The 14,005-nt window shown below is 59.6% G+C and carries 14 protein-coding genes; 8 read left to right on the forward strand and 6 right to left on the reverse strand.

What is annotated here, in order from left to right; all coding sequences use genetic code 11:
* Window positions 1-269: 269 nt before the first annotated feature.
* The gene (locus ACTJJ6_RS06180; RefSeq protein WP_015378636.1) at window positions 270-1,421 is read left to right on the forward strand and encodes a porin; all 1,152 of its coding nucleotides are present in this window, start codon (window positions 270-272) and stop codon (window positions 1,419-1,421) included.
* Window positions 1,422-1,478: 57 nt separating this feature from the next.
* Here the strand turns inward: ACTJJ6_RS06180 and mltB are convergent, their stop codons facing one another.
* On the reverse strand, window positions 1,479-2,567 hold the full coding sequence (mltB, locus tag ACTJJ6_RS06185) for a lytic murein transglycosylase B (protein WP_015378637.1): 1,089 nt from the start codon (window positions 2,565-2,567) through the stop codon (window positions 1,479-1,481).
* A gap of 285 nt (window positions 2,568-2,852) precedes the next feature.
* Between mltB and ACTJJ6_RS06190 the strand changes: the two genes are divergently transcribed.
* The 3 genes from ACTJJ6_RS06190 (at window position 2,853) to ypdK (ending at window position 4,459) form a co-directional block, all read left to right on the forward strand.
* The gene (locus ACTJJ6_RS06190) at window positions 2,853-3,305 is read left to right on the forward strand and encodes a DUF805 domain-containing protein (protein WP_164053304.1); all 453 of its coding nucleotides are present in this window, start codon (window positions 2,853-2,855) and stop codon (window positions 3,303-3,305) included.
* A gap of 83 nt (window positions 3,306-3,388) precedes the next feature.
* Window positions 3,389-3,826, forward strand: a complete 438-nt coding sequence (locus tag ACTJJ6_RS06195; protein ID WP_049300094.1) for an antitoxin HicB — start codon at window positions 3,389-3,391, stop codon at window positions 3,824-3,826.
* Between the two features lie 558 nt (window positions 3,827-4,384).
* Window positions 4,385-4,459 (forward strand): membrane protein YpdK, encoded by a 75-nt coding sequence (ypdK, locus tag ACTJJ6_RS06200; RefSeq protein WP_099782600.1) that lies wholly within the window; start codon window positions 4,385-4,387, stop codon window positions 4,457-4,459.
* A gap of 66 nt (window positions 4,460-4,525) precedes the next feature.
* Here the strand turns inward: ypdK and ACTJJ6_RS06205 are convergent, their stop codons facing one another.
* From ACTJJ6_RS06205 to ACTJJ6_RS06215, 3 genes are all read right to left on the reverse strand, one after another.
* Window positions 4,526-5,050 carry a cytochrome b gene (locus tag ACTJJ6_RS06205; RefSeq protein WP_049189254.1) on the reverse strand — a complete coding sequence of 175 codons (525 nt, stop codon included), beginning with the start codon at window positions 5,048-5,050 and terminating at the stop codon, window positions 4,526-4,528.
* 110 nt (window positions 5,051-5,160) lie between these two features.
* Window positions 5,161-6,390 (reverse strand): alanine transaminase, encoded by a 1,230-nt coding sequence (alaC, locus tag ACTJJ6_RS06210; protein ID WP_004936329.1) that lies wholly within the window; start codon window positions 6,388-6,390, stop codon window positions 5,161-5,163.
* Window positions 6,391-6,509: 119 nt separating this feature from the next.
* Window positions 6,510-7,049 (reverse strand): GNAT family N-acetyltransferase, encoded by a 540-nt coding sequence (locus ACTJJ6_RS06215; protein ID WP_049300098.1) that lies wholly within the window; start codon window positions 7,047-7,049, stop codon window positions 6,510-6,512.
* A 168-nt stretch (window positions 7,050-7,217) separates the two neighbouring features.
* Between ACTJJ6_RS06215 and ACTJJ6_RS06220 the strand changes: the two genes are divergently transcribed.
* From ACTJJ6_RS06220 to ACTJJ6_RS06230, 3 genes are all read left to right on the forward strand, one after another.
* On the forward strand, window positions 7,218-8,462 hold the full coding sequence (locus ACTJJ6_RS06220; RefSeq protein ID WP_440803055.1) for a DUF1479 domain-containing protein: 1,245 nt from the start codon (window positions 7,218-7,220) through the stop codon (window positions 8,460-8,462).
* Between the two features lie 91 nt (window positions 8,463-8,553).
* Window positions 8,554-10,245, forward strand: coding sequence for a sensor histidine kinase (locus ACTJJ6_RS06225; RefSeq protein WP_049300102.1), 1,692 nt, complete (start codon window positions 8,554-8,556; stop codon window positions 10,243-10,245).
* Window positions 10,242-10,976: a LytR/AlgR family response regulator transcription factor gene (locus ACTJJ6_RS06230; RefSeq protein WP_004936341.1), complete on the forward strand. Its 735-nt coding sequence runs from the start codon at window positions 10,242-10,244 to the stop codon at window positions 10,974-10,976. Before ACTJJ6_RS06225 ends, ACTJJ6_RS06230 begins: the two co-directional genes overlap by 4 nt.
* A gap of 4 nt (window positions 10,977-10,980) precedes the next feature.
* Here ACTJJ6_RS06230 and ACTJJ6_RS06235 read toward each other — a convergent pair whose 3' ends face one another.
* Complete coding sequence (locus tag ACTJJ6_RS06235; protein ID WP_016926814.1) at window positions 10,981-11,313, reverse strand: DUF2502 domain-containing protein; 333 nt, start codon at window positions 11,311-11,313, stop codon at window positions 10,981-10,983.
* A 397-nt stretch (window positions 11,314-11,710) separates the two neighbouring features.
* Between ACTJJ6_RS06235 and ACTJJ6_RS06240 the strand changes: the two genes are divergently transcribed.
* Complete coding sequence (locus tag ACTJJ6_RS06240; protein ID WP_049300103.1) at window positions 11,711-12,940, forward strand: L-lactate MFS transporter; 1,230 nt, start codon at window positions 11,711-11,713, stop codon at window positions 12,938-12,940.
* Between the two features lie 69 nt (window positions 12,941-13,009).
* Here ACTJJ6_RS06240 and glk read toward each other — a convergent pair whose 3' ends face one another.
* The gene (gene glk, locus ACTJJ6_RS06245; RefSeq protein ID WP_016926812.1) at window positions 13,010-13,972 is read right to left on the reverse strand and encodes a glucokinase; all 963 of its coding nucleotides are present in this window, start codon (window positions 13,970-13,972) and stop codon (window positions 13,010-13,012) included.
* Window positions 13,973-14,005 lie beyond the last annotated feature (33 nt).

Here is a 14,005-nt window from a genome sequence, read left to right on the forward strand (position 1 = left end):
ACAAATGAAAAATATAAACCTTGGCGTTAGATGAATTCATCCGAATCGAAAGGCATGAAAAACGGCCCTTTTCACCGCACGAAATGGTCAAAAACCGGCCAACAATTAGCAAGAAAAGTAATTATTTATGTCACCGTTTATGTTACAAATGCCGCCCGCCGCTAAAACACCAAAAAAACCGTCAAAATGCGTGAAAACGCAGCGTTCTGCGCAAAACATCGGCATGGCGGCGCTGATGGGGGCGGTCATACATAAAACAGGGATAACACATGGCAATGAAATTGCGCGTATTGACTCAAGCGGTGGCGCTGGGTCTGGCGATCGGCAGCGCGTCGTTCGCCGCTCAGGCAGAAATCACCCTGCTGAAGCAGGATCCGCAGGCTGGCGATCCGCTCAGCCGCCTGAACTTCACCGTTGGCGGCAGTATCCGTCCGCAGTTCAACAACATGACGGGTGACGGTGACAAGGGCTCCTACAAGCGTAACGGCTTCGACGGCGGCACCCGCTTCCGTTTCGCGGCGGACTATTACCTGTTCGACGATATCAGCTGGATCAGCTACTACGAGCTGGGCGTGAACATTCCGGCGCTGTTCGACTGGGATCACCACTATGCCGACGGCGCGAGAAACACCAGCCGCCGCATGCTGTACACCGGCCTGAAAAGCAACACCTGGGGCCAGATGACCTTCGGTCAGCAGAACAGCGTTTACTACGATGTGGTTGGCGCCAAAACCGATATCTGGGACTACGACATGCTGGCCCAGGCACCGGGCAACGGCATCAACGGCGACTACGACGGCTCTTATCGCTCACGCAAAATGCTGAAGTACAAGAACCGCTTCGGCGATGCGGACGTTTACGCTTCGTACCTATTCAGCGACAGCGACTATCTGCCGGGCAACGGCCTGCGCTACAAGCGCAAAGGCGGCGGCTCACTGGGCGTGGATTACCACATTACGCCGGATCTGACCTGGGGCACCGCCTGGAACTACACCCGCGCCGAAATGCGCAATCCGTCCACCAGCGGCAGCAAGAGCTATGACCAGAACATTTTCGGTACCGCCATCAGTTGGAAACCGGACAACTGGACCCTCACCTTCGGCGGCGGTTACTACAACGACTTCCTGACCACCAAGAAAGCCGACATCAATAATTACTTCGCCGGCGACGCATGGGGTATCGAATACCTGGCCGGTTATACCGTGCCGGTTGGCCAGTACGCGGTGAAATCGGTGATGCCGTACTTCATGGGCGACCGCCTGGAATACATCACCGGCCGCAACTACCAGCGCATCGACAACGGCCTCGGGGTTACCGTGCAGTTTGACTACGGTTTCCGCGTTGACGTGGAGCACGTGCTGACATCGAGCACCGACAACCTCGGCGATATGACCGTGGTGCGCCTGCGCTACGATTTCTGATTGCTCAGAACGCAAAAAAGGCCGCTCAAGCGGCCTTTTTCGTTTATTGACGCAGCGTCAGAAGCCGCCGCGCGCCGAGCGCCCGACCGCTTCGCCCAGTTGCCATACCGCCATGGCGTAATGGGTGCTGTGGTTATAGCGGGTGATGACGTAGAAGTTCGGCAGGCCGTACCAATACTGGTAGCCGGTGCCGATGTCCAGCCGCAGCAGGCTGGCTTCCTGATTATCGCCGAGCGAGCCCTGCGGGCTTAGGCCGGCTTCCGCCAGCGCGGCGACCGAGTAGCGCGTCTTGAAGCCGTTTTCCAGCCCCGGCGCCTGGCCGTTGGCCTGAATGGCGACCGGCTCGCCTTTGGACCAGCCGTGCGCCTTGAAGTAATTGGCCACGCTGCCGATGGCATCGACCGGATCCCACAGGTTGATATGCCCATCGCCGTTGAAGTCGACCGCGTAGCTTTTGAAGGAAGAAGGCATGAACTGCCCATAGCCCATCGCGCCGGCAAAGGAGCCGCGCAGTTCGAGCGGATCGTCGCCTTCAGTGCGCGACATCAGCAGGAAGGTTTCCAGCTCACCGGCGAAGTAATCGGCGCGGCGCGGGTAGTTGAAGGCCAGCGTCGCCAGCGCGTCGATAATGCGGGTTTTACCCATTACGCGGCCCCAGCGGGTCTCCACGCCGATAATTCCCACGATGATCTCCGGCGGCACGCCGTATACCTGCCAGGCGCGCTGCAGCGCATCCTGATATTGATTCCAGAACACTACGCCGTTTTGCACGTTATCCGGAGTGATGAACTTGTTGCGGTAGCGCAGCCAGGAACCGTTCGGCCCGGTTGGGCCCTGGGTAGACGGCGTCGGCGCCTGCCTGTCCATCAGCCGCAGCACCGAGTCCAATCGCCGAGCCTGCGCCAGCACGTCGTGCAGCTGCTGCCGGTCAAACCCGTGTTCCTGCACCATCTTATCGATGAAGCGCGCGGTATTCGGGTTATTGGCGAAATCCCCTCCCAGCGGCGCGCCGCTGTGCGCCGGGCTCAGCAAAAAGCCGCCCTTTACCGGGGTGCTCTGCGGCGTAGCGGTGGTACTGGGTTTCGGCGTGCTGCTACAGGCAGCAAGCAAGGTAATCAGCGGTAAAAGCGCAACCAGGTGACGCATCGGATATCCATATAGCCATGCAAGAGATAAGTGGGAGTTATGTTAATGCATTGTTCAACGCGAACAAACAGGATTATGCCGCCAATTACCGCGCCAGGTAGCCAAACGTGCCAAATTGTGACGTTTTGCACGGTGAAAGGACGCCCGGTGCGACCGCGTGGAATCTCAACCGCGACTAAATGAGAAAAGTTATCACCTTGACGCCCCCGTTTGCCCCGTTAAAATGCCCGGCTGCTTGCCATCCGGCCTCCGCCGGGCGGTCAATGATTACGACAACGGACTGTGATGGAATCTCTCGGACAACTCGCCAAAGACCTTTACCGCGGGCGCATCTCGCGCAAACCCTTTGTTTTCTCGCTGGCGATCTTCGCCGTTGGCATCGTGCTACTGTCGTTTCTGTCGACCTATCTGGATAAAAACCATTTTCGCGCCCATGCGCACGGCGATACCGAGGAATTCGTCTCGGTGCTGCTGTATCTGCTGTGCATCATGGTGTGGGCGCTGTTCTGTTTTGGCCTGGTGGCGTGGTTTATGGCCAAAACCGCGTTTCGGCTCAACGATATCGGCCTGCCCGGTTGGGCGCTGGCCGTGGCGTGCTATGTGTGTTCGGTGCTGAACAATTACTCTCCCGGCCCGGTGGCGCGCTGGCTGCCGCTGTTCAGTCTGGCCGTCATGATCTGCGCCCTGCTGTTGCCGCCCGATGTGCGGCGTCGCAAGCCGCGTGAACATGCCGATTGAGCGCCATTCTGCTCAAGGCTATGGCTATCCGCCGGCCGCGCCGTCACAATAGCGCCTCATTCTGGTTTCAATCAGGGATTGCCATGTACAGCCACTACCCCGCCCATTACACCTTCGATAGCGACAGCGACGCCTGGCAGATCGGTTTCCACGACTTCCCCGAGTGGCAATCTGCCTGCTATAAACGCGAAGACATCGAGCTGGAAGCGCAGGAAAGCCTGCTGGCCGCCATCGCCGCCGCGATGGATGAAGGGCTGCCCCTGCCCGCCCCTTCTCCTCTGCAAACCGATGACTTGAGGGTACATCTGCCGGCGCTGGTGACGCTGAAGATCGAACTGCACAACGCGATGCTGCGCAAAAACACCGGCAAAGCGGCGCTGGCGCGCAAGCTGGGATTCAACGGCGGGCAAATGGAGCGGTTGCTGGATATCGGCTACGCCTCAAAAGTGGAAGCGCTGGAGCAGGCGTTGTATCTGCTGGGCTACGAAGTGCGCGTGACGATAAGTGAAGTTTGCCAATAAGTTAGCGGCAGGTAAGCGAAATATTATCCAAGGGGGCTAAATTTCCCCCGTTTTGCGCCGATATGATGGCTACCTAATCACTTGTCGCAACAACGAAGGCTAAAAATGGAGTGGAGTCGCCGTCATATTTGGGCCGTTATTCTGCTGTCTTGTCTCGTTTTTTGGGTCATTTTGGCGACCGGCATCAACGCCGTCGCCTGAGCGCCTGCCACCGTATTGCAATACCCGATTTTAAAGCCCGCCACACGGCGGGCTACTTCCTGTCGCTTGCTTATAAAAAGCGTTATAAAACAGCGCACCCTGTTCAAAAAACAGCCTAAAATTGTGATCAAAAACACAGTATTGAAATCAGACCAGTATTGAGAGTACATTAGCGCCGATCCTGTCGCGGTTCGGATTTTACCTCACGGAGCATGAGGCGCGACAACCGGACAACCCGCGCTCGAGGACGTTGTTCTTTCGCTTGGAAGAATCCGCCCGACAAGCAGGTTGCCCATAAAACACTCAGCACAACAATCGGGATCATTGCTGGCGAGGACTCCAGACAGGAGTTGTTCAGTGAAATATTTTTTGATGGGCGTGTCATTCATGCTGGTTGCCTGGGTTGGCACCTTCATGTTGATGGTTGCCTGACAGCAGCCACACCAGGAACACAGACAAAGGGACGCGCAAGCGTCCCTTTGTCGTTTCGGCGAGCGCTCATTTGCCCGGCATCATGCGGCGCAGGGTGTCGTCCTTGCGCAGGTAGTGGTGATACAGCGCCGCCAGCGCATGCGCGCCAATGATAAAGTAGCCAACGTTTGCCAGCGTCTCATGCACCGTTTTGACCAGCTTGCGCATCACCGGATCCGGCGTCACCCACTGCGGCATCGGCCAGCCCAGCAAAGACCACGATTTCCCACCGTAGGCCAGGGTTAACATGCCCAGCAGCGGCAACATCAGGAAGACCATGTACAGCAGCCAATGGAAAATCTTCGCGCCTACCTCCTGCCACTCCTCCAGCGGAGGCGTGGTTGGCGGCGCAGCGTGGAAAGAGCGCACCGCCAACCGAATCAGCATCAGGGCAAAGACCGATACCCCAAAGTTGAAATGCAGATTTTTGACCATCGGCGCCCACGCCTCCGGCACCGAATCTTTCAGCAACATCGCCGCATAGGTGAGGATCACCATCAGCAACGTCAGCCAATGTAAAACGATTTGCGATCGCGCGTAGCGGTTGCTCATATACTCTGTCCAAAAAATAAAATTCAGCGTAGTTGAGCATAATGGGGAAATAATGAAGAAAACCTTGGGACGGAAAAAATAAGGCCGGGCGAACGCCCGGCCTGACAGGGTTATTTGGCGCTGCCGGCTTTGCCCGGCTTCAGCAGCCCGTCCGCGCGGAACATCGCCTTGATGCCGCGCACCGCCTGGCGGATACGATCCTGATTCTCGATCAGCGCGAAGCGCACGTGGGTATCGCCATAGTCGCCGAAGCCGATGCCCGGCGAGACGCAGACCTTGGCTTCCGCCAGCAGGCGCTTGGCGAACTCCAGCGAACCGAGGTGGGCATAAGGCTCGGGAATTTTCGCCCACACGTACATCGACGCCTTCGGGTTTTCCACCATCCAACCGGCCTCGTGCAGCCCCTTCACCAGCACGTTGCGGCGCTGCCGATACTGTTCGGCGATATCGCGCACGCACTGCTGATCGCCTTCCAGCGCGGCGATGGCCGCCACCTGCAGTGGCGTGAAGGTGCCGTAGTCGTGATAACTTTTGATGCGCGCCAGCGCGCTGACCAGCTCAGGGTTGCCGACCATGAAACCGATGCGCCAGCCGGCCATGTTGTAGCTTTTCGACAGGGTGAAGAACTCCACCGCAATGTCTTTCGCCCCCGGCACCTGCATGATCGACGGCGCTTTCCAGCCGTCATAGACGATATCGGCATAGGCCAGATCGTGGATCACCAGCACGTTGTACTGTTTGGCCAGCGCCACCACCCGCTCGAAGAAATCCAGCTCCACGCACTGCGCGGTCGGGTTGGACGGGAAGCCGAGGATCATCATTTTCGGGCGCGGAATGGTTTCCCGAATGGCGCGCTCCAGTTCACTGAAGAAATCCACGCCGTCCACCAGCGGCACCGAACGCACCTGGGCGCCGGCGATCACCGCGCCGTATATGTGGATCGGGTAACTGGGGTTCGGCACCAGCACGGTATCGCCGTGATCGAGGGTCGCCAGCATCAGATGCGCCAGCCCCTCTTTCGAACCGATGGTGACGATGGCTTCGCTTTCCGGATCGATATCCACCTGATAACGATCGGCATACCAGCGCGAAATGGCGCGGCGCAGGCGCGGAATGCCGCGCGAGGTGGAATAACCGTGGGTGTCGTCGCGCTGGGCGACGGCGCACAGTTTTTCCACGATGTGCGGCGGCGTCGGGCCGTCGGGGTTCCCCATGCTGAAATCGATAATATCCTCACCGCGACGGCGTGCGGCCATTTTCAGTTCGGCGGTGATGTTGAATACGTAAGGGGGAAGACGTTCAATGCGCGTAAAACGGCGCTGTGGACTGTTATCAGCCATAGGGGATTCCTCGATAAACGTTAGCGCCCGGACCGTCCGAGCGACGCTGGCCAGCGAACTGACCGAATATCGAACATAGCGCAGCGCCGGCGAGCTTGTCGATACCCGGCGCGATATTTTTATTTGCCGCCCTGAAACTCCGCCGCCAACAGCCCGAACAGCCAGTCGTCGCGCCACTCTCCCGCCAGGCGGAAATTATCGCGCAGCGTGCCTTCCAGCTGAAAACCGCACGACTCCAGCAGGCCGCGCGAGGCGAGGTTGCCGGCGGTCACGGTAGCGGTCAGCTTGTGAAAACCGCAGGCGTTCACCGCAAAATCCAGCACCGCCCGCAGCGACTCCTTGCCATAGCCCTTGCCCTGGCCGGAGGGCAAACTGCCATATCCCACCTCCGCCTGCCGATACGGCAGCCACTGCGGGCGAAAGCCGGTAATGCCCACCGCCTCCCCGCTGTGCTTCTCACGCATCACCAGGCACAGCCACTGATCGCCGTGTTTGTCCCAGGCCGGCAGCCGCGCGTCGAAACGCTCGCGGATCGCCGCTTCGCTGAGCGGATCGGCGATATAGCGGATCACCTCAGGGTCCTGGTAAAGGCGCAGAAACAGCGGCCAGTCCTCGGCGGTTATCGACTGTAAGTACAAGCGTTCAGTGACCAGCTTCATAAAATCTCCGAAAAACGAAAAAGAGGAACTTACGAATGAAAGATATCTCTTTATTTTCCCCGATTGGTTGCCGATAATCATTCACGTTAAAACCACAAAACCATAACGTCTTGCCCGATTCCCTACAACCGTCCGCCGCAGTGACTCACGCGGCACCAGGAGAACACCATGGCCTCTTTAGTCATCGATGATATTCCGCAGACGATCGTTAACGTCAAGCGCCAGCTGCGCCAGGCCTTGCCGAACTACCGCGAAGTTTTTCTGGCGCTGGAGGAGAACATCCGCGGCCAGGTCGACCAGATCCGCCGCGAGCTGGCCGCCGGCCATAATCCGGTGCCGCAGATCGACGCGGAAGATATCCTGCAGCAGCGCGTCAGCGATCAACAGATAGCGCTGATCAAACAGCGCGGCGCCTGCGCCATTCGCGGCGTGTTTCCCCGCGCCAAGGCCGAAGGCTGGAACCGGGAAATCGGCGACTATCTCGAGCGCAACAACTTCGTCGAGCGGTTGAAAAACGCTGCCGAAGACAACTATTTCGGCAAGCTGGCCGCCAGCAAACCACAGATTTATGGCATCTATTGGTCAAAGCCGCAGGTCGAAGCGCGGCAGGATGCGCGCATGCATGCGGTGCAGGTGTTCCTCAACAGCCTGTGGGCCACCGAAAGCAACGGCAAGCAGCATTTCGATCCGACCCGCGTCGCCACCTACGCCGATCGCACCCGCCGCCGCCCGCCGAACTCCTCGTCGCTGGGCCTGTCGCCGCACGTCGACAGCGGCACCATCGAGCGCTGGCTGGACGAGAATTTCCGCTATGTGTATCGCCACGTGTTCTCCGGCGACTGGCAGCAATACGATCCCTTTGCCGCCGACGGCCGCACCGAAGTGCGCGAAATTGCCTCCCCGGCAGTCTGCTCGATGTTCCGCACCTTCCAGGGCTGGACGGCGCTGACACCGCAGCGCACTAACGCCGGCACGCTGAACCTGGTGCCGATCGCCAACGCCATGGCCTATGTGTTGCTGCGCGCGCTGCAGGACGACGTCGCCGACGACGATCTGTGCGATGCGGCGCCGGGCCGCGCGCTGTCGATCTCGGAAAAATGGCATCCCCTTTTATTAAGTGGGATTTCCCCTATTCCCGATCTGGAGCCGGGCGACACGGTATTTTGGCATTGCGACGTGATCCACGCGGTGGAGAACGAACATAACGGCGAGTTCGACAGCAACGTGATGTACATCGCCGCCGCGCCGGGCTGCGAGAAAAACGACGCCTATCTGCAGCGCCAACTGCCGAGCTTTATCGACGGCAGAACGCCGCCGGACTTCGCCCCCGACGATTTCGAGGTCGATTTCGAGGGCCGCGCCACCGTCGAGCTGCTGACGCCGCTGGGCAAAGCGCAGCTCGGCATGCGCTGACCGCCGCCCCAGCCACGGGCCTCTCTCGCTGTGGTATACTGCCGTCATCCGTAGGCCGCAGCGAGAACCCGTCGTGCACCCTTTTTTTGAAATGCTGTTGGCGGTGTTTGATCGCGCCGCGCTGATGTTGATCTGTCTGTTTTTCCTGACCCGCACCCGGCTGTTCCGCCAACTGCTGCAAAAAGAAGACCATACGCCGCTTGAGCTCGGCATCGTCACGGCGATCTTCTCGCTGTTCGCGCTGTTCAGCACCTACTCCGGCATCAACGTTGAGGGATCGCTGGTCAACGTGCGCGTCATCGCCATCATGGCCGGCGGCATCCTGTTCGGCCCCTGGGTGGGGATCGTCACCGGCATCATCGCCGGGGTGCACCGTTATCTGATCGACATCGGCGGCATCACCTCAGTGCCCTGCCTTATCACCAGCATCATCGCCGGCATCAGCGCCGGTTACATCAACCTCAAGGTCAAAAAAGAGCAGCGCTGGCGCGCCGGCATCGTCGGCGGCATGCTGTGCGAATCCCTCACCATGCTGCTGATCGTGCTGTGGGCCAAGCCGACCGAACTCGGGCTGGACATCGTGTCGCAGATCGCCCTGCCGATGATCCTCGGCACGGTATGCATCGGCCTGATCGTGCTGTTGGTGCAGAGCGTCGAGGATGAGAAAGAAGTGATCGCCGCGCGCCAGGCCAAGCTGGCGCTGGATATCGCCCACAAGACGCTGCCCTATTTCCGCAACATCAACAGCGAATCGCTGGCCACCATCTGCGATATCATCCGCCAGGATATCCGCGCCGACGCGGTGGCGATCACCGATACCCATCAGGTGCTGGCTTACGTCGGCGTAGGGCGCGAAGCCTACCCGATCGGCCGCGAAGGGCTGAGCCGCGTCACCCGCGAAAGCATTCGCCACGGCAAAATCATCATCAAAAACAACCTGGAAAACCCGGCCGCGCCGCAGATCCATTCGCAGCTGGTGGTGCCGCTGTGGGAAAAAGGAGAAGTGACCGGTGCGTTGAAAATTTACTACTGCCACGCGCACCAGATCACCAACACGCTGAAGGTGATGGCGGTCGGGCTGTCGCAGATCATCTCCACGCAGATGGAGGTTTCGCGCATCGAGCACCTGCGCCAGATGGCGGATAAAGCTGAAATGCGCGCGCTGCAGAGCAAGATTAACCCGCACTTCCTGTTCAACGCGCTGAACGCCATCTCTTCCTCCATCCGCCTGAATCCGGACACCGCTCGCCAGCTGATCATCAATCTGTCGCGCTACCTGCGCTACAACCTGGAGCTGAACGACGAACTGATCGATATCCGTAAGGAACTGCATCAGATCCAGGATTACATCGCCATCGAACAGGCGCGCTTCGGCGCCAAGCTGACGGTGATTTACGACATCGACGACGACGTCTCGGTGCGCATTCCGAGCCTGCTGATCCAGCCGCTGGTGGAGAACGCCATCGTGCACGGCATCCAGCCCTGCAAGGGCAAAGGGGTAGTCGTGATCGCGGTGAAAGATCAGGGCGACCGGGTGAAAATATCGGTGAAGGATACCGGCCACGGCATCAATCAGGAAACCATCGATCGGGTGGCGCGCAACGAGATGCCGGGCCACAATATCGGCCTGCTCAACGTACACCACCGCGTGTCGCTGCTGTACGGTGAAGGGCTGCATATCCGCCGCCTGGAGCCGGGCACCGAAATCGCGTTCTACATCAGCAAAAACGGCGGCAAGCTGCATCAGGAATCGAGCGCGCCGCCGATCGGGGAGGCCTCATGAAAGCCATCATCGTGGAAGACGAATTCCTCGCGCAGGAAGAACTCAGCTACCTGATCAAGAAACACAGCAATATCGATATCGTCGCCACCTTCGAGGATGGCCTCGACGTCCTCAAATACCTGCAGACCCACCAGGTCGACGCCATTTTCCTCGACATCAACATCCCGTCGCTGGACGGCGTGTTGCTGGCGCAAAACATCAGCAAATTCGCGCATCGCCCGTCTATCGTGTTCATCACCGCCTATAAAGAGCACGCGGTGGAAGCGTTCGAGATCGAAGCGTTCGACTATATCCTCAAGCCCTATCACGAGGCGCGCATCGTCACCATGCTGCAAAAGCTGGAGGCGCTGCATCATCGCCCCGCCGGCGCGGCGGAACCGACCAGCGCGCCGAGCCGCGGCAGCCACAGCATCAACCTGATCAAAGACGAGCGGATCATCGTTACCGACATCAACGACATCTATTACGCCGCCGCCGATGAAAAGGTGACGCGGGTCTACACTCGCCGGGAAGAGTTCGTGATGCCGATGAACCTCACCGAGTTTTACGGCCGGCTGCCGGAAGAACATTTCTTCCGCTGCCACCGCTCTTACTGCGTTAACCTGGCCAAGATCCGCGAGATCGTGCCCTGGTTCAACAATACCTACATTCTGCGGCTGAGCGATCTTGAGTTTGAAGTGCCGGTCAGCCGCAGCAAGGTGAAAGAGTTTCGCAAGCTGATGCGCCTGTAAGCGCTTACCAGCGCGGGCCCGGACGGTAGTAATAGCCGGGCGGCGGCGGTGGCGGCATGCGGTAATGCGGCCGATCTCGCCAGTCGCGCCGCGGCGGCCCGTAGTAAATCACCCGTGGCGGCGGGCCGTAATAGTACCCGCGCGGGCGTTCATACCGGTGATGATCGGCCCACCAACGCGGATCGCGCCAGCGATAGCCGTCCCAGTAGTGGCCGCGATGATCGCGATCGCCGATATGCAACGACAGGCCCGGCACGTTCACGCCGATGGACACGTCGGCCTGGCTCGCCAGCGGCAGCGCCAGCAGCGCGGCCAGTAACAACAGCGTTTTTTTCATTTCATGGACTCCTGCAGAGCGGACCTCGTCCGATCGCAGATAACATAGTCCCGCGCTCGCCGCCGCTCTATAGGCGCAATGCCGATTTACGCCTTGCAGACGCATCCTTCACAATTTCACCACAATCGTTCACCGGTGATTAACAATAAATCGTTGATATCTTTGATGTAGATCACGTGTCACCCCCGGCATTTCACGCGCTTTTCGGCGCAAAAACGGCAACTCACGCCGTATAAAATGCATTTCATTCCTTCCATCGTGCAACTCATTCCCTATCCGCCGCCCGCCGGGGGCGCCGGCCATATAATAAGCCCATACCGCGGGAACACAGATTCACCCCGCAAATTTCAGCCAACGGCTCACGCCCGGCAACGCACACACAGGAAGGAGACCGGCCATGAACACCAAACCGGCAAATCGCAGCTTAATCGTTCTCGGCACCATCATCTGTCAGATGGGTCTGGGCACCATCTACACCTGGAGCCTGTTCAACCAGCCGCTGGTCGACAAGTTCCACTGGGGGCTGGCGGACGTCGCCACCACCTTCTCCATCACCAGCTTCTTCCTGGCCTTCGCCACGCTGTTCGCCGGCAAGCTGCAAGAACGCTTCGGCATCCGCAATCTGACGCTGTGTTCCGGCATTCTGGTCGGCCTGGGTCTCATCGCCAGCGCCCACGTCAGCTCGCTCGACATGATTTACCTGCTGGCTGGCGTGGTGGTGGGCTTTGCGGTCGGTATCGCCTACATCTCCACCCTGTCCAACCTGATTAAGTGGTTCCCCGCCAACAAAGGCCTGATTTCCGGCATCTCCGTCGGCGCCTTCGGCAGCGGCAGCCTGCTGTTCAAATACGTCAACGCCGCCCTGATCGCTGACGTCGGCGTTTCCGGCGCCTTCTTCTACTGGGGTGCCATCGTGATGGGCCTGATCGTCGTCGGTTCCCTGTTGCTGAAAGAGCCGGTGCTGGCGACCAACGCCGCACAGCAAGGCGCCAATGGTCTGGGCAACGACTTCAGCGTGCGCCAGATGCTGGCCACCAAAGAAGCCTACCTGCTGTTCACCATCTTCTTTGCCGCCTGCATGAGCGGTCTGTATCTGATTGGCATCGTGAAAGACATGGGCGTTCAACTGGCCGGGATGGACTTGGCCACCGCCGCCAACACCGTGTCCGCCGTCGCCATCTTCAACACCGCCGGCCGCATCATCCTGGGGACGCTGTCCGATAAAGTGGGCCGTATGCGCGTCATCAGCTTCACCATGCTGGTTACCGTGCTGGCGATTGTCGCCCTGAGTTTCATGACCCTGAACCACACGCTGTTCTTCATCTGCGTCGGCGCGGTGGCCTTCTGCTTCGGCGGCAACATCACCGTGTTCCCGGCGATTGTCGGCGACTTCTTCGGCCTGAAAAACCACAGCAAAAACTACGGCATCATCTACCAGGGCTTCGGCCTGGGCGCGCTGGCCGGTTCGTTCGTCGCCAAATACTTCGGCGGCTTCCACGCCACCTTCATGGTGATTGGCATCCTGTCCGCCGCTTCTTTGCTGATTACGCTGTTCATCAAAGCGCCGAAGGCGGTGGAAATGGAAAGCGAAGAAACCGCACAGGCGGCGGAGCTGGCCAAAGCCTGATACCCCGCGAAAACGACAAGGGGCGCAACCTGCGGGTTGCGCCCCTTTTTTATTGCCCTGCCGCGCGGCTTACAGCCGCATGCCCAGCGTCTGGCGCAGATGCGCGCCGGCCCCCAACAGGCCCGGTTGACCATGGGTTATCATGAACACCGGAATGTCGCGCACATAGTCGCGGAAACGCCCTTTGTCTTCGAAGGCGGCGCGGAAGCCCGAGGCCTTGAAGAATTCCATAAAGCGCGGCACGATGCCGCCGGCGATGTACACGCCGCCAAAGGTGCCCAGATTCAGCGCCAGGTTGCCGCCGAAGCGCCCCATGATCACGCAAAACAGCGACAGCGCACGGCGGCAGTCGATGCAGCTGTCGGCCAGCGCCCGCTCGGTAATGTCCTTCGGCGCCAGTTTCTCCGGCAGGCGGTTGTCCGCCTTGACGATGGCGCGATACAGGTTGACCAGGCCCGGCCCGGACAGCACGCGCTCGGCGGAAACGTGCCCCACTTCACCGCGCAGCACCTCCAGAATAATGTCTTCTTCTTCGCTGTTCGGCGCGAAATCGACATGGCCGCCCTCGCCCGGCAGGCTGACCCAGCGGCGATCGACCTGCACCAGGTGGGCAACACCCAGCCCGGTGCCGGCGCCGTACACCGCGATCGGTTTGCCCGGCTGCGCATCGCCGCCGCCAAACTGCAGCACGTCGTCCGGCGAGAGCATCGGGATCGCCATCGAGACGGCGGTGAAATCGTTGATCACTTCCAGATGACTCAACCCCAGGTTGGCCTTCATTTCTTTGATCGAGAACGCCCAGCTATGGTTGGTCATCGCGACCCAGTCTTCCGTCACCGGGCAGGCGATCGCGATGCAGGCATCCTGCACCTCGATATCGCACGCTTTCAGATAGTGGCGGATCACCGCCTCCAGGCTGTCGAACTCCAGGCCGGAATAGGTTTTCGCCTGGGTAATCTCACCCGTCGCAACAGTGCACAACGCCAGGCGGGCATTGGTGCCGCCAACATCACCCACGAGGGCATAGGTCATTGATTTCGTCTCCGCAAAATGAAAAATAACACG

Source organism: Serratia sp. 22278 (genome assembly GCF_052045405.1).
GTDB classification, from domain to species: Bacteria; Pseudomonadota; Gammaproteobacteria; order Enterobacterales; family Enterobacteriaceae; genus Serratia; species Serratia marcescens.

What these genes read in the sequence shown, in the direction of transcription:
- alaC (WP_004936329.1), bottom strand. Translation starts at nt 6,390, where the DNA reads ATGGCTGATAACAGTCCACAGCGCCGTTTTACGCGCATTGAACGTCTT.
- ACTJJ6_RS06230 (WP_004936341.1), top strand. Translation starts at nt 10,242, where the DNA reads ATGAAAGCCATCATCGTGGAAGACGAATTCCTCGCGCAGGAAGAACTC.
- ACTJJ6_RS06195 (WP_049300094.1), top strand. Translation starts at nt 3,389, where the DNA reads ATGTACAGCCACTACCCCGCCCATTACACCTTCGATAGCGACAGCGAC.
- ACTJJ6_RS06235 (WP_016926814.1), bottom strand. Translation starts at nt 11,313, where the DNA reads ATGAAAAAAACGCTGTTGTTACTGGCCGCGCTGCTGGCGCTGCCGCTG.
- ACTJJ6_RS06205 (WP_049189254.1), bottom strand. Translation starts at nt 5,050, where the DNA reads ATGAGCAACCGCTACGCGCGATCGCAAATCGTTTTACATTGGCTGACG.
- ACTJJ6_RS06190 (WP_164053304.1), top strand. Translation starts at nt 2,853, where the DNA reads ATGGAATCTCTCGGACAACTCGCCAAAGACCTTTACCGCGGGCGCATC.
- ACTJJ6_RS06240 (WP_049300103.1), top strand. Translation starts at nt 11,711, where the DNA reads ATGAACACCAAACCGGCAAATCGCAGCTTAATCGTTCTCGGCACCATC.
- glk (WP_016926812.1), bottom strand. Translation starts at nt 13,972, where the DNA reads ATGACCTATGCCCTCGTGGGTGATGTTGGCGGCACCAATGCCCGCCTG.
- ACTJJ6_RS06225 (WP_049300102.1), top strand. Translation starts at nt 8,554, where the DNA reads ATGCTGTTGGCGGTGTTTGATCGCGCCGCGCTGATGTTGATCTGTCTG.
- ACTJJ6_RS06220 (WP_440803055.1), top strand. Translation starts at nt 7,218, where the DNA reads ATGGCCTCTTTAGTCATCGATGATATTCCGCAGACGATCGTTAACGTC.
- ACTJJ6_RS06180 (WP_015378636.1), top strand. Translation starts at nt 270, where the DNA reads ATGGCAATGAAATTGCGCGTATTGACTCAAGCGGTGGCGCTGGGTCTG.
- ACTJJ6_RS06215 (WP_049300098.1), bottom strand. Translation starts at nt 7,049, where the DNA reads ATGAAGCTGGTCACTGAACGCTTGTACTTACAGTCGATAACCGCCGAG.
- mltB (WP_015378637.1), bottom strand. Translation starts at nt 2,567, where the DNA reads ATGCGTCACCTGGTTGCGCTTTTACCGCTGATTACCTTGCTTGCTGCC.